At 72.8% G+C, this 18,147-nt stretch carries 17 protein-coding genes; 6 read left to right on the forward strand and 11 right to left on the reverse strand.

From position 1 onward, the window contains the following. Positions 1 to 3: 3 nt before the first annotated feature. The 5 genes from AB0N31_RS06570 (at position 4) to AB0N31_RS06590 (ending at position 6,568) form a co-directional block, all read left to right on the forward strand. Positions 4 to 1,566 (forward strand): MFS transporter, encoded by a 1,563-nt coding sequence (locus AB0N31_RS06570; RefSeq protein WP_366057244.1) that lies wholly within the window; start codon positions 4 to 6, stop codon positions 1,564 to 1,566. Between the two features lie 283 nt (positions 1,567 to 1,849). Further along, positions 1,850 to 2,611 carry a DeoR/GlpR family DNA-binding transcription regulator gene (locus AB0N31_RS06575; protein ID WP_366057245.1) on the forward strand — a complete coding sequence of 254 codons (762 nt, stop codon included), beginning with the start codon at positions 1,850 to 1,852 and terminating at the stop codon, positions 2,609 to 2,611. Continuing rightward, positions 2,608 to 3,555, forward strand: coding sequence for a 1-phosphofructokinase (gene pfkB / locus AB0N31_RS06580; protein ID WP_366057246.1), 948 nt, complete (start codon positions 2,608 to 2,610; stop codon positions 3,553 to 3,555). Before AB0N31_RS06575 ends, pfkB begins: the two co-directional genes overlap by 4 nt. A gap of 400 nt (positions 3,556 to 3,955) precedes the next feature. Next, positions 3,956 to 6,076 carry a fructose-specific PTS transporter subunit EIIC gene (locus AB0N31_RS06585; RefSeq protein WP_366057247.1) on the forward strand — a complete coding sequence of 707 codons (2,121 nt, stop codon included), beginning with the start codon at positions 3,956 to 3,958 and terminating at the stop codon, positions 6,074 to 6,076. Between the two features lie 108 nt (positions 6,077 to 6,184). Then, positions 6,185 to 6,568: a hypothetical protein gene (locus AB0N31_RS06590; protein WP_366057248.1), complete on the forward strand. Its 384-nt coding sequence runs from the start codon at positions 6,185 to 6,187 to the stop codon at positions 6,566 to 6,568. A gap of 68 nt (positions 6,569 to 6,636) precedes the next feature. Here the strand turns inward: AB0N31_RS06590 and AB0N31_RS06595 are convergent, their stop codons facing one another. The 5 genes from AB0N31_RS06595 to AB0N31_RS06615 form a co-directional block, all read right to left on the reverse strand. Then, positions 6,637 to 7,383 (reverse strand): DUF6227 family protein, encoded by a 747-nt coding sequence (locus AB0N31_RS06595; protein WP_366057249.1) that lies wholly within the window; start codon positions 7,381 to 7,383, stop codon positions 6,637 to 6,639. Positions 7,384 to 7,580: 197 nt separating this feature from the next. Beyond that, on the reverse strand, positions 7,581 to 8,810 hold the full coding sequence (locus tag AB0N31_RS06600) for an Ig-like domain-containing protein (protein WP_366057250.1): 1,230 nt from the start codon (positions 8,808 to 8,810) through the stop codon (positions 7,581 to 7,583). A gap of 166 nt (positions 8,811 to 8,976) precedes the next feature. After that, complete coding sequence (locus AB0N31_RS06605; protein ID WP_366057251.1) at positions 8,977 to 10,035, reverse strand: P1 family peptidase; 1,059 nt, start codon at positions 10,033 to 10,035, stop codon at positions 8,977 to 8,979. Then, positions 10,032 to 10,184: a hypothetical protein gene (locus AB0N31_RS06610; RefSeq protein ID WP_366057252.1), complete on the reverse strand. Its 153-nt coding sequence runs from the start codon at positions 10,182 to 10,184 to the stop codon at positions 10,032 to 10,034. The genes AB0N31_RS06605 and AB0N31_RS06610 overlap by 4 nt, the downstream gene beginning before the upstream one ends. A 93-nt stretch (positions 10,185 to 10,277) precedes the next feature. After that, positions 10,278 to 11,567: a low temperature requirement protein A gene (locus AB0N31_RS06615; RefSeq protein ID WP_366057253.1), complete on the reverse strand. Its 1,290-nt coding sequence runs from the start codon at positions 11,565 to 11,567 to the stop codon at positions 10,278 to 10,280. A gap of 214 nt (positions 11,568 to 11,781) precedes the next feature. Here AB0N31_RS06615 and AB0N31_RS06620 point away from each other — a divergent pair, with 214 nt between their 5' ends. Beyond that, a complete protein-coding gene (locus AB0N31_RS06620; RefSeq protein WP_366057254.1) occupies positions 11,782 to 11,964 on the forward strand; it encodes a hypothetical protein in 183 nt (60 codons plus the stop codon). A gap of 46 nt (positions 11,965 to 12,010) precedes the next feature. Here AB0N31_RS06620 and mscL read toward each other — a convergent pair whose 3' ends face one another. The 6 genes from mscL to AB0N31_RS06650 form a co-directional block, all read right to left on the reverse strand. Beyond that, positions 12,011 to 12,493: a large conductance mechanosensitive channel protein MscL gene (gene mscL, locus AB0N31_RS06625; RefSeq protein WP_366057255.1), complete on the reverse strand. Its 483-nt coding sequence runs from the start codon at positions 12,491 to 12,493 to the stop codon at positions 12,011 to 12,013. A gap of 138 nt (positions 12,494 to 12,631) precedes the next feature. After that, the gene (locus tag AB0N31_RS06630; RefSeq protein ID WP_366057256.1) at positions 12,632 to 13,234 is read right to left on the reverse strand and encodes an RcpC/CpaB family pilus assembly protein; all 603 of its coding nucleotides are present in this window, start codon (positions 13,232 to 13,234) and stop codon (positions 12,632 to 12,634) included. A gap of 319 nt (positions 13,235 to 13,553) precedes the next feature. Further along, positions 13,554 to 14,387 carry an S-methyl-5'-thioadenosine phosphorylase gene (locus AB0N31_RS06635; protein ID WP_366057257.1) on the reverse strand — a complete coding sequence of 278 codons (834 nt, stop codon included), beginning with the start codon at positions 14,385 to 14,387 and terminating at the stop codon, positions 13,554 to 13,556. A gap of 114 nt (positions 14,388 to 14,501) precedes the next feature. Beyond that, complete coding sequence (locus tag AB0N31_RS06640; protein ID WP_366057258.1) at positions 14,502 to 14,813, reverse strand: FmdB family zinc ribbon protein; 312 nt, start codon at positions 14,811 to 14,813, stop codon at positions 14,502 to 14,504. 67 nt (positions 14,814 to 14,880) lie between these two features. Beyond that, positions 14,881 to 16,173: an MFS transporter gene (locus AB0N31_RS06645; protein WP_366057259.1), complete on the reverse strand. Its 1,293-nt coding sequence runs from the start codon at positions 16,171 to 16,173 to the stop codon at positions 14,881 to 14,883. 299 nt (positions 16,174 to 16,472) lie between these two features. Next, complete coding sequence (locus tag AB0N31_RS06650) at positions 16,473 to 18,029, reverse strand: potassium/proton antiporter (protein WP_366057260.1); 1,557 nt, start codon at positions 18,027 to 18,029, stop codon at positions 16,473 to 16,475. Positions 18,030 to 18,147: the final 118 nt, after the last annotated feature.

Genomic DNA, 18,147 nt, shown 5'->3' on the forward strand with positions numbered 1-18,147 from the left:
CGCATGACCTCCAACGAGACCAAGCTCTCCGCCGGTTCCGGCCCGGCCGAGCACCCCGCAGGGGCCGACATCCGGGCGGCCGGGGACGTGGCCGACCGCCGCCGGTGGTTCGCTCTGGCGATCGTGATGACCGCGGCCTTCATGGACCTCGTCGACGTCACGATCGTCAACATCGCCATCCCGTCGATGCGGCGCGACGCGGGCGCCTCCGACAGCCAGATCCAGTGGATCACCGCCGGTTACGCGCTCGCCTTCGCCGCCGGCCTCATCACCGGCGGCCGCCTGGGCGACATCCACGGCCGCAAGCGGGTGTTCCTCCTCGGCATCGGCGGCTTCACCCTCGCCTCCGCCCTGTGCGGCTTCGCCGCGAACCCCGAGATGCTCGTCGCCTCCCGGCTCCTCCAGGGCGGCATGGCGGCGCTGATGGTCCCGCAGGTGCTGTCGATCGTGCACGCCACCTTCCCGGCGCACGAGCGCGGCAAGGTCTTCGGGCTCTTCGGTGCGATCGTCGGCCTGGGCGCGGTCTCCGGACCGCTGCTGGGCGCGCTGCTGACGGAGTGGAACCTGTTCGGGCTGGAGTGGCGGCCGATCTTCCTCATCAACCTGCCGGTCGGCATCGCGGCCCTGGTCCTGGGCGGCCGCTTCATCACCGAGTCGCGGGCGCCGAAGGCGCTCAAGCTCGACCTGGTCGGCGTCGCGCTGGTGACGCTCGGTCTGCTGATGCTGCTCTACCCGCTGACCCGCGGCCGTGAGCTGGGCTGGCCGCTGTGGGGGTACCTGTCGATGGCCGGCGCGTTCGTCGTCTTCGGCGCGCTGGTGGCGTACGAGCGGCGCAAGGGCGCGCGGGACGGCTCGCCGCTGATCGAGCTGTCCCTCTTCCGGGTCAAGAGCTTCGCCGCCGGCATCGCCGTGCAGACCGTCTTCGGCATCAGCCTCGGCATCTTCTTCCTGGTCTGGACGCTGTACCTCCAGATCGGCCTCGGCTGGAGCGAACTGCGCGCCGGTCTGACGGGCGTCCCGTTCTCCCTCGCGGTCTCGACGGCCGCCGGTCTCTCCGTGCAGAAGCTGGTCCCCCGCTTCGGCCGCAAGGTGCTCCAGGCGGGCGCGCTGACCATGGGCGCGGGCGTGCTGCTCTACCTGTGGGAGTCCGGGCGCTACGGCCTCGGCATCGCCCCGTGGCAGATGATCCTCCCGCTCACGGTGATGGGCGCCGGCATGGGGCTGATCGTCGCCCCGCTGACCGACGCGGTGCTGTCCGAAGTGCCGCGCGAGCACGCCGGGTCGGCGTCCGGGCTGATCAACACCGTGCAGCAGATGGGCAACGCACTCGGCCTCGGCCTGGTGTCCGTGGTCTTCTTCGGCCGGATCGGCGACCGGCTGACCCCCGCCGACATCGGCCCGGAGTTCGTGGCCGCCTTCCGGTACGCGCTGGGCTGGGTGGCCGCCGTGATGGGCGTGATCTTCCTGCTGATGTTCGCCCTGCCGAGGCGGCCCGCCCAGCACGTGGAGGGCGCGGGGGAGACGGAGCTGCCGGTGACGGGGAAGGAGCCGGAACTCGTGTACTGAGGGACGGCGCCGAACCGGCCGGGACGGCGCTGAGACCGGCCGGGAGGAGATCGACCGGCCGCGAAGGGCCTGTCACCCGCGAGGGTGCCGGGCCCTTCACTCGTGTCCGGGTGCGGGCGGGCGCACGCGGGTGCCCCCCGCGGGCGTGATCGGGCGGCGACCGGAAGTCCGTTCATGCCCGAATGACATCCGAACCTGTTTACTTTCCCGAAATCCGGGCGTAGCCTCCAGGCGAAACCACAAATTCGGGCATGGACCCGGGAGCGGTCGGAGGCGAACGGACATGTACGCACCGGAGCGGCAGCAGGAGATCCTGCGGCTCGCCCGTGACGGCGGCCGGGTGGACGTCCTGTCGCTGGCCGAGGAGTTCCAGGTCACGGCGGAGACCATCCGCCGCGATCTGAAGGCCCTCGACCGCGCCGGGCTCGTCCGCCGCGTGCACGGCGGTGCCATACCGGTCGGACGCCTCGACTTCGAGCCGGACCTCGCCGAACGCGAGTCCACCTCCGCCGACGAGAAGGACCGCATCGCCAAGGCCGCCCTGACCGAACTCCCGGCCGAGGGCACGATGGTCCTCGACGCCGGTACGACGGTCGCCCGCCTGGCCGCCGCCCTCCCTCTGGAGGCCTCCCTCACGGTGGTCACGCACTCCCTGCCGATCGCGGCCCGCCTCGCCGACCACCCCGGCATGCAGCTCCATCTGATCGGGGGGCGCGTACGGCACCGTACGCGCGCCGCCGTGGACGCCTGGGCACTGCGCGCGTACGGCGAGATCCGCGCCGACGTCCTGTTCGTCGCCGCGAACGGGTTCTCCGCCGAGCACGGGCTCACCACCCCCGACCTCGCCGAGGCGGCGGTGAAGCGGGCGGCGATGGCCGCGGCCCGCCGGGTCGTGCTGCTCGCCGACTCCTCCAAGCACGGGCAGGAGCACTTCGCCCGCTTCGGCGGCCTGGGCGACGTGGACCTGCTGATCACCGACAGCGGGCTCAGCCCCGACGACGCGGCCGCCATCGAGCGCGGCGGCACGGAAGTAGTACGCGCATGATCCTCACCGTCACCCCGAACCCGTCCCTCGACCGCACCTACGAGGTCCCCTCCCTCGACCGCGGCGAGGTGATCCGCGCCACCGGTGAGCGGATGGATCCCGGCGGCAAGGGCGTGAACGTCTCCCGTGCCGTCGCCGCCGCCGGACGGCGCACGGTCGCCGTCCTGCCCCTGGGCGGTGCGCCGGGCGCGCTCGTCGCCGACCTGCTCGACGCGCAGGGCATCGAGGTCGCGCCGGTCCCGGTCGCCGGGGCCACCCGCTCGAACATCGCGCTCGCGGAGTCCGACGGCGTGCTGACGAAGATCAACGCTCCGGGGCCGGAACTCTCCCCGGCGGAGCAGGAACTCCTCCTGGAGACCGTGCGCGGACAGTCCCGCGACGCCGACTGGATCGCCTGCTGCGGCAGCCTGCCCCGCGGGCTCGCGCCCTCCTGGTACGCCGAGGTGGTCGCGCGAGCGCACGCCGGGGGTGCGCGGATCGCGCTGGACACCTCGGGGCGCGCGCTGCTGGAGGCGCTGCGCGAGCGGCCCGACGTGGTGAAGCCGAACGCCGAGGAGCTCGCCGAGGCCGTCGGACGCCCCCTGGCGACCGTGGGCGACGCGGTGAAGGCGGCGGAGGAACTGCGCGAGATGGGCGCACGCGCCGTGCTCGCGAGCCTGGGCGCCGACGGGCAACTGCTCGTGGAGGACACGGGCACCTGGTTCGCCACCGCGCGCGTCGACGCCGTCCGCAGCAATGTGGGAGCGGGTGACTCCTCCCTCGCCGGATTCCTCATCGCCGGCGGCAGCGGCCCGCAGGCGCTCGCCTCCGCCGTCGCGCACGGCGCGGCCGCCGTCCAGCTGCCCGGCAGCGTGATGCCGACCCCGGCCGACCTGGACCCGGCGGCGGTGACGGTCACCTCGGACGTACCGGTGGACCGCGAACTGAAGGAGCCCGTGTCATGACCCCCGACCCGGCATCCGGCACGGGCCTCTGCCCGGTACCCGTCGTGGCTCTTCGAGCGAGGCCTGCCACGGCCGTCCGCTCCGCGCCCGCCACGGCCCTCCACCCGGGGCCGTGCCAGGCGGTCACACCACCGGTCCCGTCCGCACCGGCGCCCACACCGGCCCGGACAGCGGTCGCGGCGAGGCGGGGTTCCCCCTTACCCGCCGCCCGGCACGGGCGGCGGGGCGTCCTGAGCCGCTCCGCCGACCCGGGCGCGCAGGGCCCCGACCGGCCTGCCGTCCTGCGGAGGCGGGGCTTCCCCGGCCCCGTCCCCCTACGCCTCACCTCCCCCCACCGCACCCCCGTCCCCCTTTGCGCCCAGCACACCCCCCGGGCGATACGCGAGCGAAGGAGCCCGCGATGAGCGAGATGATCACCGCGGAACTGGTCGACCTCGACCTGTCCGCCGACACCAAGGAAGCAGCGGCGCGGTCCCTCGCCGAGCGCATGGTGGCCCAGGGCCGGGTGACCGACCTGGAGGGCTTCCTCACCGACGTGGCCGCCCGTGAGGCCCAGATGCCCACCGGCCTCGACGGCGGCATCGGCATCCCGCACTGCCGCAGCGCCCACGTCACCGAGCCGACGCTCGCCTTCGGACGCAGCGCCGCCGGCATCGACTTCGGCGCCCCGGACGGCCCGGCCGACCTGATCTTCCTGATCGCCGCTCCCGCGGGAGCCGACGACGCCCACCTGACGATCCTGTCGTCGCTGGCCCGTCAGCTGATGAACGCCGACTTCACCTCCGCGCTGCGGTCGGTGGGGGACACGGCGGCCGCGGCGGCACTCATCCGCGGGGAGGAGCCGGCCCGGGCAGCCGCGGAGGGCGCGAGCGCCCCCGAGGACACCGCTGTGGCGTCGGCGGCGGCCTCCGCCGACGCCACAGCGGCTGACACGGCACCCACCGGCGCCCCGGCCGCCCCCGCCCCGTCCGCACCGGTCCCCGCCGCGTCCGTGCCCGCCGCGTCCACCCCGGACGCCGTTCCCTTCCGCATCGTCGCGGTCACCTCCTGCCCGACCGGTATCGCCCACACCTACATGGCGGCCGAGTCCCTGGAGAACGCCGGACGTGCGGCGGGCGTCGAGCTGGTCGTCGAGACGCAGGGCTCGGCCGGTTTCACCCGCCTCGACCCGGCCGTCATCGCCGCCGCGGACGGCGTGATCTTCGCCCACGACGTCCCCGTGCGCGACAAGGACCGCTTCGCGGGCAAGCCCACCGTGGACGTCGGTGTGAAGGCGGGCATCAACCGGCCCGCCGAGCTGATCACCGAGGTGCGCGGCAAGGCGGAGCGCGGCGAGGTCACCTCCGGGTCCGCCCCCGGCACGCCGGTCGAACGCGCCGGTGACTCCACCGAGGGCTACGGCACCAAGCTCCGCAAGTGGCTGATGTCCGGCGTGAGCTACATGGTCCCGTTCGTCGCCGCTGGCGGTCTCCTGATCGCCCTCGGCTTCGCGATCGGCGGCTACGAGATCAACAAGGCGCCGTCGGTCATGGACCACTTCGTCTGGACCCAGGCGGACAGCTGGGGCGCCCTGCTCTTCCAGATCGGCGGTGTCGCCTTCGGCTTCCTCGTTCCGGTCCTGGCCGGCTACATCGCCTACGGCATGGCGGACCGGCCCGGTCTGGTACCGGGCTTCGTCGGCGGCGCGATCTCGCTGACCGTCAACGCGGGCTTCCTCGGCGGTCTGGCGGCCGGCCTGATCGCCGGTGGCGTGGTGATGGCGATCCAGAAGGTCCGGATCCCGGCGGCGCTGCGCGGCATCATGCCCGTGGTGGTGATCCCGCTGATCTCCTCGGCGGTCGTCGGATTCCTGATGTTCGTGGTCATCGGCAAGCCCATCGCCGAGGCGCAGAAGGGCATGACCGACTGGCTGAACGGCCTCACCGGCACCAACGCCGTCCTCCTCGGCGCCCTGCTCGGCCTGATGATGTGCTTCGACCTCGGCGGTCCGGTCAACAAGGTCGCCTACGCCTTCGCCACCGCCGGTATCGCCGTCGCCGACCCGAGCGACTCCGCGATGAAGGTCATGGCCGCGGTCATGGCGGCCGGCATGGTCCCGCCGCTGGCGATGGCCCTGGCCACGACCGTCCGGGGCAAGCTGTTCACCCGGACGGAACGAGAGAACGGCAAGGCCGCCTGGGTCCTGGGCGCCTCCTTCATCTCCGAGGGCGCGATCCCGTTCGCCGCGGCCGACCCGCTGCGCGTGATCCCCTCCGCGATGGTGGGCGGCGCGATCACCGGTGCCCTGTCGATGGCGTTCGGCGCGACCCTGCGCGCCCCGCACGGCGGCGTCTTCGTGGTCCCGCTGATCGGCAACCCGTTCCTCTACCTGGTCGCCATCGCGGCCGGTGTGTGCGTCACGGCGGCCCTGGTCGTCGTCCTCAAGGGCCTGCGCAAGCCGGTCACCGGGGCCGCCGCCTCCGGCGCGGAGAACGGCGCGGCCGCCACGGCGGCGGGGCGGAAGCAGCCGGTGGCGGCGTAACCCCCGCCCCGCATGGGGCTTTCGGGCGACCTGCACCCACCTGCGAGATACGTCACGGTCCGGGACGAAAGTCCCGGACCGTGCTGTGCGCGGTGTCTACTGGTCGGTATGCCTGAGTTCCTCTCGATCCCCCACCCGACGGGCGCGGCGGCCGTCGCCCTCGCCATGGCGGGAGTCGCCTGGCTGGTCGCGGTGACCGTCCTGCTGCGCCGCGGTCGTCCGGGCGAGGGCGCCTGGGGCTTCCGCACCGGCGCACGGCGCACGCGGCGCCCGGCCCTGGGTGCGACGCGCCCCGGTTCCGACGCGATACGCCCGGACACGGGCCCACGCCGTCCGGGCCCCGCCCGTCCGCCGCGCTCGTCGGACCGGCGGGCCCTCCCCGCCGTCCCGCCCCAGGGGCAGGCCGGACCGCACCGGGAGGCCGTCGATCTGACCCCGGCGGAGCGGGCCGCCTTCGAGGGTCTGGTCCGCCGAATCAGCGGCGACCGCTGAGCGGAAGCCCGGCGCCCCGGTCGGGGTGCCGCGGACGGGGTGCCGCGGGCCGGTGGGGCCGGCCCGGCTCAGGAGACCTGTGCCGCCCGCCGCTCCATCGCCTCGCGGGCCGCGTCCTCGGTGGGATACACCTCGCACATGTGCCGCCCGTCGGGTGTGGCCGTGTGCTCGACCTCCCAGAGGGAGACCTCCCGGCCGTCGCGGAGCAGGAACGCGTGCTCGTAGAGCGCGAAACCGAGGCCGATGCGCCCCGCGCGGCAGGGCCGGCCGAACGCCTGGGTGATCTGGTGCGCGAAGGCCGACCGCAGCAGCGCGGCCGTGTCGGCGCCCGGCCGGTCCGCGTTCTCCGCGCGGCGCAGCAGCCGACGCGCGTGATCGGCCGAGTCGTCCGGCACGTACACGTGCCGGGGGGCGGGGACCGGTGCCAGCTGGACCAGCACCGGCAGTTCGAAGTCCGGCGCGTCCGCAGGGAGCGGCAGCCGGATCGTGGCGGCCCGCAGCTCCTCCTCGTCGACGTACACCTCGTGCTGCGGTTCGCTGCCGGGGGTGGGGTTGTGGACCAGCTCCCACAGGGTGAGCGCGGAGCCGTCCGACAACAGCCAGGTGTGCCGGTAGGTCTCCCGGTGCAGACCCGCGCTGTGGTGCGCGGAGTGCAGCGAGCTGTCGTGCGCCAGGGCGCAGTCCAGGCGTCTGACGCACTCGTCGGGCAGTTCGAACGAGTTCAGGGCGCGACCGAGGAGCCGCGCGAGGTGCTCCTCCGGAGTCTCGGGCGACTCGGCTGCTTCGTGCGCTGCCGTCTCGTACGGAACGCTCAAGGTTTCTCCCGGCGTTGCTGCATGTCACCTTGTGGGTGCATACCGTAGCCCCTCGGTCGGACATCATGTCCGGGAACCGAGAAAACGTACGCCGGGAAAACGCGGAAGCCGCGCGAGAAGTTCCCGCGCGGCCCGATTTTCCGTCAGGAACCGCCGGTCGGGGGCCCCTTCCGCCGTAACGGGGGACTCCCGGACCGTCAGGCCGTGCTCCCCGTGCTTCCCGCGATCCACTCGCTCCACGCCAGGTTCCACCCGTTGAGGCCGTTGTCCGGGGCGACGGTCTTGTCGGGGGAGTTCTTGACGATCACCACGTCGCCGACGAGGGAGTTGTCGTAGAGCCACTTGGCGGGGGTGTCGCCCTGCGCGCCCCGTACGTCCGCGAGCCCGACGCAGCCGTGGCTGGTGCCTTCCCGGCCGAAGGGCGGATTGCCCTTGTCGTACCAGTAGTTGCCGTGGATGAAGGTCCCGGACTGCGTCAGACGCATCGCGTGCGGCACGTCCGGGATGTCGTACTCCCCGCCCAGGCCGACCGTCCGGCTGTTCATCCGCGTCTGCGTGAACTTCTCCGTGATGACCATCTGGCCGTTGTACGTCGTGTGCTCGGCGCTGCCCGAGGAGATCGGGACCGTCTTCAGCGTCGTCCCGTCCCGCACCACCGACATGGTCTGGGTGCCGACGTCGACCGTGGAGACCTGCGAGCGCCCGATGGTGAAGGTGACCGTCTTCTTCTGCACGCCGTGGACGCCGTCGGCGCCCTGCACGCCGTCCAGGTCGATCTTCATCGTGACCTTGGAGCCGGCCTTCCAGTACTCCTCCGGCCGGAAGTCGAGCCGCTGCGACCCGAACCAGTGCCCGACCACCTTCTGGCCGCTGCTCGACGAGACGGTGATGTGCGACTGCACGGCCTTCTTGTCGTCGATGGCCTTGTCGAAGGTGAAGGACACCGGCATCCCGACCCCCACCGTCGTGCCGTTGTCCGGCGTGTACGTCCCGACGAAGCTGTTGGCCGGGGACACCGTGGTGAAGACCGAGTCGGCCGCCACCGTCCGGCCGTTCGCGCCCTTCGCGGTCGCCGCTATCTCGTACTTCGTGCCGCGCTCCAGCTGCTCCTTCGGCTTCCAGCTGCTGCCGTCCGCCGCCAGTGAGCCCGCCACGACCTGCTGCGTCCCGGCCAACGTCATCCTCACGGTGGTCAGCCGGCCGTCGCTCACCTTCACGCCGGTGCTGTTGATCGACGCCCCCGTCGAACCGTCCTGGGCCGAGATGGTGATCTTCGCGGTGGCCGTCCCGGAAGAGTTCTCGCCTCCCCTGCCGTTGTCGTCCTCGGCGTTGGCGCTGCCGCCGCAGGCGGTCAGGGCGAGGGCGCCGACCACCAGGGCGGCACAGGCCCCCAGTGTGCGCCGCGCTGTTCTGTTCGGCGTTGTCACGGTCTGCTCCAGCTTCGTGTGAGGTGCGTGGTCCGCTCCGGTACGCCGGTGAAGAGGACCACCACGGCCGCCGGGGTTCCCGTCGTCCGCCCCTGAGCCCGTCGCGTGACAGAACCGGGACAATGACCCACGCGTCGTGACGGTCCGCGGGTCCCTTCCGTCGGTCCTACCGTTTTCCGTACAGCTCGCCGTACGACGGCCACGTCCCGCCGGCCGCCGTCACCGACTCCGCGGCGCGTACGGCACGCACGATCGCCCGCGTCACCACGTCCGCGCCCGCCGCGAGGACGCCGTTCAGGGCGAGCGGATGCGCGGTGCCGGCAGGGCCGGTACCCAGCGGGCGCGTGCCGGTCGCCAGCGCGAAGACCGTGTCCCCGTCGTGCAGCAGATGCACCGGCCGGACGGCGCGGGCGATGCCGTCGTGCGCCGTGCCCGCCAGCTTCTGCGCCTGCGCCTTCGTGAGGTCCGCGTCGGTCGCGACCACCGCGAGGGTCGTGTTCAGCGGCGGGGGCGCGCTCGTCGCGGCGCTCTCCGCCAGGCGCCGGCGCGCGGACTCGTGCACCCGTGTCTCCGGATACCGCACCCGCCCCCGGAACAACTCCCCGTACAGCACGCCCGTTTCCGGGTCCGTGACCGAGCCCGCCGCGTTGGCGACCACCAGCGCGGCCACCGTGATGCCCGAGTCGAGCACGAGGGCGGCGGTGCCGACGCCGCCCTTCATCGGCCCGACCGCGGCGCCCGTCCCGGCGCCCACACAGCCCTCCGGCACCCGGGCGCCGGGCCCGCTCGCCGCGGCGGCCTCCACCGCGGCCCGGCCCAGCGCGGCGTCCGGCCGGGCCCGGAAGTCGCCGCCGCGCCCCAGGTCGAAGACGCACGCGGCGGGCACCACCGGTACGACGTGCGCGGGGTCCGTGCCGACCGGCACCCCGCGGCCCCGCTCTTCCAGCCAGGCCATCACCCCGGACGCCGCGTCGAGTCCGTAGGCGCTGCCGCCGGTCAGCACGATCGCGTCCACACGCTGCACCACATTGCGCGGATCCAGGGCGTCGGTCTCCTTGGTGCCGGGACCACCGCCACGTACATCCACGGCGGCCACGGCCCCGCCCTCCGGCGCGAGGACGACCGTGGTGCCGGTCAGCCAACCGTCACCGGTACGACCGGCATGCCCCACGTGGATCCCCGCGACATCGGTCAGACCACCGACTGTCAGAGCGTCAACTGTCATACGGCCCAGTCTCGCGCGCCGCCGTCCCACGCCGCCGCGTCCCGCTCCGACTCGGGCTCCGGCTCCGACTCGGGCTCCGGCTCCGACTCGGGCTCCGGCTCCGACTCGGGCTCCGGCTCCGGCTCGGGCTCCGGCTCCTGCTCCGCCACGTCGCGCCGCCCGGCCGTCCCACGCCGCGGCGTCCCGTCCCGCACGGCGGCCGTGAGGGGGACGTCGTCACCGCCACCGTCACACGGTTCCCCTCACACCACCTCCCCGGCGCCCCGCGGTGCGCCCTCGCGCACGGTCATGCGGGCCGTCAGCGTCGTCCCGATGACCACCGACAGGGCGCACACCAGGCCCGCCGCGAGGACCGCCCAGTCACCGAGGAAGGTGCAGCAGATCACCAGCAGCGCGGCGACCGGCAGCACCATCTGCTGGGCGAGACCCACCTTGAAGTGGCGGGAGTGCAGCGCCCAGACGGTCAGCAGGTACAGCGCCGTCGGCAGGGTCACCGCCGCCGAAGCGGCGAGCGTCGACAGGTGCGCCTCGCCGACCGCCTGCTCGACCGCCACCTCCAGGCCGGCGCCGATCGCGGCGGCCGAGGCGAAGACGACGTAGTGGCCGTAGCCCCACCGGAACGCCTCCTTGCTGGAGCGCAGCCGGCCGTGGATGGGCACCACGAAGTAGATCCACCAGGCGGAGAAGATGACGAGCAGGCCGCCCGCGGCGATCGGGAGCAGTTCGTCGAGCGCGTCGCTCTCGTCGATGCCGACCTTCACGGCGACCGTGGCCGCGGCGATCGTCTCGCCGAGCACGATGATCGTGAACAGCCCGTAGCGCTCGGCGATGTGGTGCGGGTGCCAGGAGGTCGGGTGGTCCTTCTCCGCGTAGACCGGAACGCTCATCTCCAGCAGCGCCATCACCAGGAACAGCCAGGGTCTGCCGCCCTCGGGCAGGAACAGCAGCCCCAGCCAGCCGATCTGGCAGAGCGTCACGCCGACGGCGTACCGCAGGGCCATCGCCCTCTCCGGGCCCTCGCTCGACAGGGCGACGCGCAGCCACTGCGTGGTCAGGGCGAGCCGCATGACCAGGTAGCCCACCACGACGGCCAGCCAGTCGTGGTCCTCGAACGCCCGCGACACCCCGGCGGCCAGGACCAGGACACCGGCGATCTGTATGAGGGTGACGACCCGGTACAGGACGTCGTCGTTGTCGTACGCCGAGGCGAACCAGGTGAAGTTCATCCAGGCCCACCAGATGGCGAAGAAGACCATCGCGTAGTCGAGGACGCCCTCGCCCGCGTGGGACTCCGCGACGGCGTGCACCAGCTGGACGCCCGCCTGGGCGATGGCCACGACGAAACAGAGGTCGAAGAACAGCTCGAGCGGGGAGGCGACGCGGTGGGCCTCGCCCCGTCCGCGAGCGGTGAGCCTGCGCACCGGCTTGGCATGGGCCGGCACGCCGGGGGAGGAAGAGGGCGCCGGGGAGGAAGGGGACGAGGGAGACGACGAGGACGACGAGGACGACGAAGGAGGGGGACTGGACGTCATGGACCCCAGCACAGCAGATGAACCAGGGAAAATCTTGCCGAGGAGCGCACGGCCGGGAGACCGGGGCAGTCGCGCGTGAAGACGCAGCTCAGAGGGGTTTCGCAGGGTCCGGCGGGTGAGGACCCGGGGGCGGCCCGAGACCCACCCCGGCCCGCCTCCCGGCACCCGTCCCGGTTCTCGTTCCGGCCCGCGCCCGGGGCCGTACCCTGGAGGCATGAGCACCCCCGCCGCCCCCGAGCCGCGTGAGCCCAAGGCCGCGCTGATCTTCGACGACCCGCTGGACCGGCAGTCCTCGGACGACACGGACCACGGGTGGGGCGAGCGGCCCGGATCCGGCTCGGACAGCGCGGCCGACCTCAAGCGCTTCCTCGACGAGAAGCCGCCCCATCACATCTGAACCCGGCAGGCCCGGACCGCCGCCCGCAGCTCCCCGCACAGGACCGCTACAGCTGCCGCTGCCGCTGCTCCTCGCCGGGCCCGGAGCCGCGCTGGGCGACCAGGGCGTCGCGGATCTCCTTGAGCACTTCCAGCTCGGTGACCTCGATGACCTCGCGCGTGTTCTCCTTGGCCTTCCGGCGGGCCTCCATCCTCGCCAGGTACTTCGACATCGGCAGGACCATCAGGAAGTAGACGACGGCCGCCGTGATCACGAAGGTCAGCGTCGCGCCGAGCACGGAGCCCCAGAGGATCCGGACACCCGTCGCGGTGTCGCCGGTGCCGGTGCAGGGGCCCTTGAGACAGGAGTGGTAACTGTCCAGGTTCTTGGTCCCGACGGCCCCGACCAGCGGGTTGATGACCCCCTTCACCAGCGAGTTGACGATGTTGGTGAAGGCCGCGCCGATCACCACGGCTACTGCCAGATCGACGACGTTCCCGCGCATCAGGAAGGCCTTGAAGCCTTGCAGGACGCTCGTCTTTTCGCTCACCTGGGTGGCGCTCCTCACATGTACAGGTTGTGGAACAAACAGCTCCGCAACCTACGTCACCCAGATGCGGGCGTGTCCAATTCGGTGACTCCCATGAGGGGCTCGACGGTAAAGCCCTTCCGGGGCGGACGGTGAGACTCACCACAGGGTCACCGCCAGCCGGGCCGTGGCACTCGCACCCGCGAGGCGGGCCGCAGTGGACCGGGGCACGGACAGCACGACCAGCGCACCGTCGTCACCGCTCCCTTCGACTCCAGGGTCGGCGCCCAGGTCAACGCCCCGGTCGGCGCCGGCGCCCGAGCCGGCCGACGGCTCCGGCACCCTCGTCACGAGCGCACCGCGCGCGACCACCCGGGTCGCGCCGTCCCGCACGGCGGGCCGCTCGGCGGGGTCGACGGCGATGACGTCCACCCGGTCACCGGGGCGCAGCAGCCGGACGGTCGCCGCGTCGGCGATCCGCACCGGCGCCCGCACCCTTCCGGCGGTGCGACGGCCCTCGGCCGGGGCGCGCGCCGACGACTGCGCGCGGACGTGAGAGGCCCCGTCCGCGTGGGAGCCTCCGTCCGGGTGTCCGCGAGCCGTGTCGCCGTCGCGCGGGCCCGCCGCCACGAGCGCGGCGGCCGTGACGGCGAGGCCGACCGCGAGAGCCCGCCTCCGGGTCCGCACCAGCAGGCGCAGCCGGTGCAGCCCGCCCCGCACCCGCACCGGAGCGAACTGCGGTACCTCGCACGAAGGAGGCACGGGCAGAGAAGGAGGGCCAGGAAGAGAAGCGGAGACAGAAGAAGGAACAGGGACAGGGGAAGGCGCAGAGACAGGGGAAGGCGCAGGAAAGGACAACGGAATCACCACCAGCGACGACGGACGAGCCTGCCCGTCCACGATGGGCCCTGCCGCCGCCGCCCGCCCGAGCCGGTGGATCACCGCCCGACTGTGAACAACTCCCTCACCCGAACGATGAGTTCCGCCCCCGGCACCCTGGTCCCCCGGCACCCTGGTCCCCCGGTGACCAGGCATCCTCCCCGCGCCCGGGAACCCTCCGAGCGCCCAGGGATCCCGCCCGCTACGGCAGCTCGAACCCCGGATTCAGCCCGCCCAGCGCGTTCACGCACAGACAGTTCCGCTCCTCGGCGGCGGGCAGCGCGGCCACCGCGTCGAACAGGACGCCCCGCAGCCGGTCCACGTTGGCCGCGAACACCTGCAGCACCTCCTCGTGGGAGACGCCCTCACCCGTCTCGGCACCCGCGTCCAGGTCCGTGACCAGCGTCAACGACGTGTAGCAGAGTTCCAGTTCACGGGCGAGAGCCGCCTCGGGATGGCCCGTCATGCCCACCACCGACCAGCCCTGCGCCTGGTGCCACAACGATTCTGCGCGGGTGGAGAAGCGGGGCCCCTCGATCACGACGAGCGTTCCGCCGTCCACCGGCTCCCACTCCCGCCCGCGCGCCGCCTTCAGCGCGGCCGAGCGGCCGGTGGGGCAGTAGGGGTCGGCCAGGGACACGTGCACCACGTTGGGCACCGAGCCGTCGGGCAGCGGCAGTCCGTCGAAGTAGGTGCCCGGCCTCGACTTCGTCCGGTCGACCAGCTGGTCCGGCACCAGCAGCGTCCCGGGCCCGTACTCGGCGCGCAGACCGCCCACCGCGCACGGGCCGAGGACCTGGCGCACGCCGACCGAGCGCAGTGCCCACAGGTTGGCCCGGTAGTTGATCCGGTGGGGCGGCAGATGGTGACCGCGGCCGTGCCGGGGCAGGAAGGCGACCCGCCGGCCGGCGATGTCACCGAGGAAGAGGGAGTCGCTGGGCGGCCCGTAGGGGGTGTCCACCTGGATCTCGGTCACGTCGTCCAGGAACGAGTAGAAGCCCGAGCCGCCGATTACACCGATCTCTGCGTTCGCCATGACCAGCACAGTAGCGGGCGCCGCTGACGCCCCGGATCCGACTCCGAAATCCCGGTGGCGCGGAAACACCGAGGACCCCGCCGTCGTACGACGGCGGGGTCCCGGAAGGGGGTCTTACGCGGCGGAGGTGCCCGCCGAGGTGCCGGAGCCGGCCGGCTTCGAGTCCGAGGAGGACGACGAAGCGGTCGAGGACGCCGAGGACGTCGACGACTTGGAGGTCGAGGACGCCGGCGAGCTGCTCGACGAGGAGCCGCGGCTGTCGTTCCGGTAGAAGCCGGAGCCCTTGAAGACGATGCCGACGGCGGAGAACACCTTCTTGAGGCGGCCACCGCAGTTGGGGCACTCGGTCAGGGCGTCGTCGGTGAACTTCTGCACCGCCTCGAGGCCCTCGCCACACTCGGTGCACTGGTACTGGTAGGTCGGCACTGTCTTCCTCCTGGCACTCTCACTCAATGAGTGCTAACGACGGTCCATACTGACGCATTCCCCGGGATCAGTCCACTGTGACCGGCGAGCGGTGACCGACGCCACGTGCGACGGTACGTCCCCGCGGGCGCGCCACCAGCCGCGAACGCAGTGCCAGCAGGGTCCCCAGGGCCAGGACCGTACCGGCCAGCGGCACCAGGAAACCCGCGCCGCCCCAGAAGCGGTCCTCCAGCTGACCGGCGGCGGTGACGGCCGCCGCCTGGCCGAGCGCCACCGCGCCGGTGAGCCAGGTGAACGCCTCGGTGCGCGCGCCCGCCGGGACCAGGCCCTCGACCAGCGTGTAGCCGGTGATCAGCGCGGGTGCGATGCACATGCCGACCAGGAGGCCGAGGCCGGCCAGCAGCGGCACGGAGTGCGCCGCCCACAGGCCGGAGGCCGTCAGGGCCAGCGCCGCGTACCCGACGACCAGACGGCGCTGCGGGGCCGCCTTCCAGGCGACGGCGCCGCAGACCAGGCCGGAGATCATGTTGCCGGCGGCGAAGGTGCCGTACAGGACGCCGTTCAGGCCGGGCTCGCCGATCGACTCGGTGAACGCGGCCAGCGAGACCTGCATGCCGCCGAAGACCGAACCGATGCCGAGGAAGGCCGCGATCAGCACGCGCACCCCGGGGATCCGCAGGGCGGAGGCGTGTTCCACGCGCGCGTGCCCGGCGGCGGCGACCGGCGGCTGGGTGCCCTTCCGCGCGGCGAACAGCAGACCGCCGAGCAGGGTCAGCGAGGCCTCCGCCACCAGTCCGGCGGCCGGGTTCACGGCGGTGCACAGGGCGGTCGCGAGGAGCGGGCCGACCACGAAGGTGAGTTCGTCCGTGACGGACTCGAAGGCGGCCGCCGTGGTCATCAGGGGCGAGCCCTTCAGCTTCACGCCCCAGCGGGCCCGCACCATCGGGCCGACCTGCGGGACCGAGGCGCCGGTGGGCACGGCCGCCGCGAACAGCACCCACAGCGGGGCGTGGGCCAGCGCCAGCGCCGTCAGGGCCAGCCCCGAGGCCGCGTGCACCAGGACGCCGGGGACCAGCACGGCGCGCTGGCCGTAACGGTCGGCGAGACGGCCGGTGAAGGGCGCGCACAGCGCCATGGAGACACCGGTGACGGCCGCGGCGGCGCCCGCCGCGCCGTAGGAGCCGGTGGTGTGCTGCACGAGCAGCACGATGGAGATGGTGAGCATCGCGAACGGCTGCCGCGCGGCGAAACCGGGCAGCAGGAACGTCCAGGCGCCGCGGGTGCGCAGCAGCTGCCCGTACCCCGGGCGGGGCGCGGCCGACGAGTCCTTCGACGGCTCGGAGGTGACCGTGGATGCCACGGCCCGTGCCTTTCTGCCGCCTGGTAGCGCGACCCCTCGTGTGTCCGGGCTGCGCCGAGAGCTGTCCTCTTGCGCGCACTGCGGTAGATACCGGTGCCCGATCGGGAGGTGTTCCGGCCGCCATACGGTCGCGCCAGCTCTGCGTCAGGCAGAGTTGGTTCGATCAAGGTGTGCCTTCATCGTACAGGGATCACTGTCCGCCGCACCTGTGAAAGTGAGCACCATGGGCGAGCACGCCTCCGAATGAAGGGGGTGTGAACGGTGCGAAACCTGCACTTAACGTGCGTCGGAACGCGCCCTCACCGGGTGTCCGCGCCGTCCGTGCCCAGCCAGTCGGCCAGTTTGCCGCCGTGGCCCACGGCGCGCAGCCGTCGCTCGGCCGCGTCCCGGACCGGGTCGGTGGCCACGACCAGGAGCTCGTCGCCGCGCCGCAGCACCGTCGTCGGCAGCGGCACGAAGGAGGTGCCCTCGCGCACGACGAGGGTGACGGCCGCCCCGGCGGGCAGCCGCAGCTCGTTGACCTCGACGCCGTGCATCCGGGAGCCCTCGGGGATCCCCACCGACAGCAGGTGCCCGCGCAGCCGCTCCAGCGGCGCCGACTCGATGCCGAGGTCGGCGGCCTCGGGGTCCTCGCCCAGTCGCAGCTTGCGGGCCAGCCAGGGCAGCGTCGGCCCCTGGATCAGGGTGTAGACGACGACCAGGACGAAGACGATGTTGAAGATCCGGCGACTGCCCTCGATGCCGCTCACCATGGGGATCGTCGCCAGGATGATGGGAACCGCGCCGCGCAGTCCGGCCCAGGACATGAGCGTCTGCTCCTGCCAGGGCACGCGGAACGGCGTCAGGCAGAGCACGACGCTCAGCGGGCGCGCCACCATGGTCAGCACCAGGCCGATGACGAGCGCCGGCACCACGTCGTCGCCCAGTTCGTGCGGGGTCACCAGCAGGCCGAGCAGGACGAACATGCCGATCTGCGCGATCCAGCCGAGTCCGTCGGCGAAGCCGCGGGTGGCCGGCCAGTGGGGGAGCTTCGCGTTGCCCATGACCATGGACGCCAGGTACACGCCGAGGAAGCCGCTGCCGTGCGCCAGGGCGCCCGCCGCGTACGCCGTGACCGCGATCGCCATGACGGCGATCGGGTAGAGGCCGGAGGCGGGCAGGGCCACGTGCCGCAGCCCCCACGAGCCCAGCCAGCCGACCGTGAGGCCGACGGCGGCGCCGATGACCAGCTCCAGCGCTATCTCGCCCAGCAGTACGTACCAGTGCTCGACGGGGCCGACGGTCGAGAAGGCGACGACCAGGATGACGACCGGGGCGTCGTTGAAGCCGGACTCGGCCTCCAGGGTGCCCGTCACGCGCGAGGGGAGCGGAATCCTGCGCAGCACGGAGAAGACCGCCGCCGCGTCCGTGGAGGACACCACCGCGCCGATGATGAGCGCCTGCCGCCACTCCAGCCCGACGAGGAAGTGAGCGGCCGAGGCGGTGACGCCGACGCTCACCGCGACCCCGGCCAGCGCCAGTACGGAGGAGGCGGGCAGGGCCGGCCCGATCTCCTTCCACTTCGTGCCGAGGCCGCCCTCGGCCAGGATCACGACCAGGGCCGCGTAGCCGATGACCTGGGTCATCTCGGCGTTGTCGAAGTGGATGTCGCCGATGCCGTCCTGGCCCATGAGGACGCCGATGCCGAGGTACACGAGCAGGCTGGGGAGCCCGCTGCGCGAGGAGATCCGGACCGCTGCGACGGCGACGAGCAGGACGAGCGAGCAGACGAGCAGGAGCTGGTTGAGGTGGTGGACAGTCAGCGGCGGTTCCCTTCGCTGGTCCGCGCGTCTCGCGCGCGGGACGCACAGGTACATCGGACACGAAGCGGTGGCGTCACGGACCCGATTACTTCGTTACCTTACCTAACTCTTGACGATTTCTTGACGCTCGCCGTCGGGAGATCGAACGTCCTTGCGCGCCGGTTACCGACTC

Source organism: Streptomyces sp. NPDC051051 (assembly GCF_040682975.1).
In the GTDB taxonomy this organism is placed as follows: Bacteria; Actinomycetota; Actinomycetes; order Streptomycetales; family Streptomycetaceae; genus Streptomyces.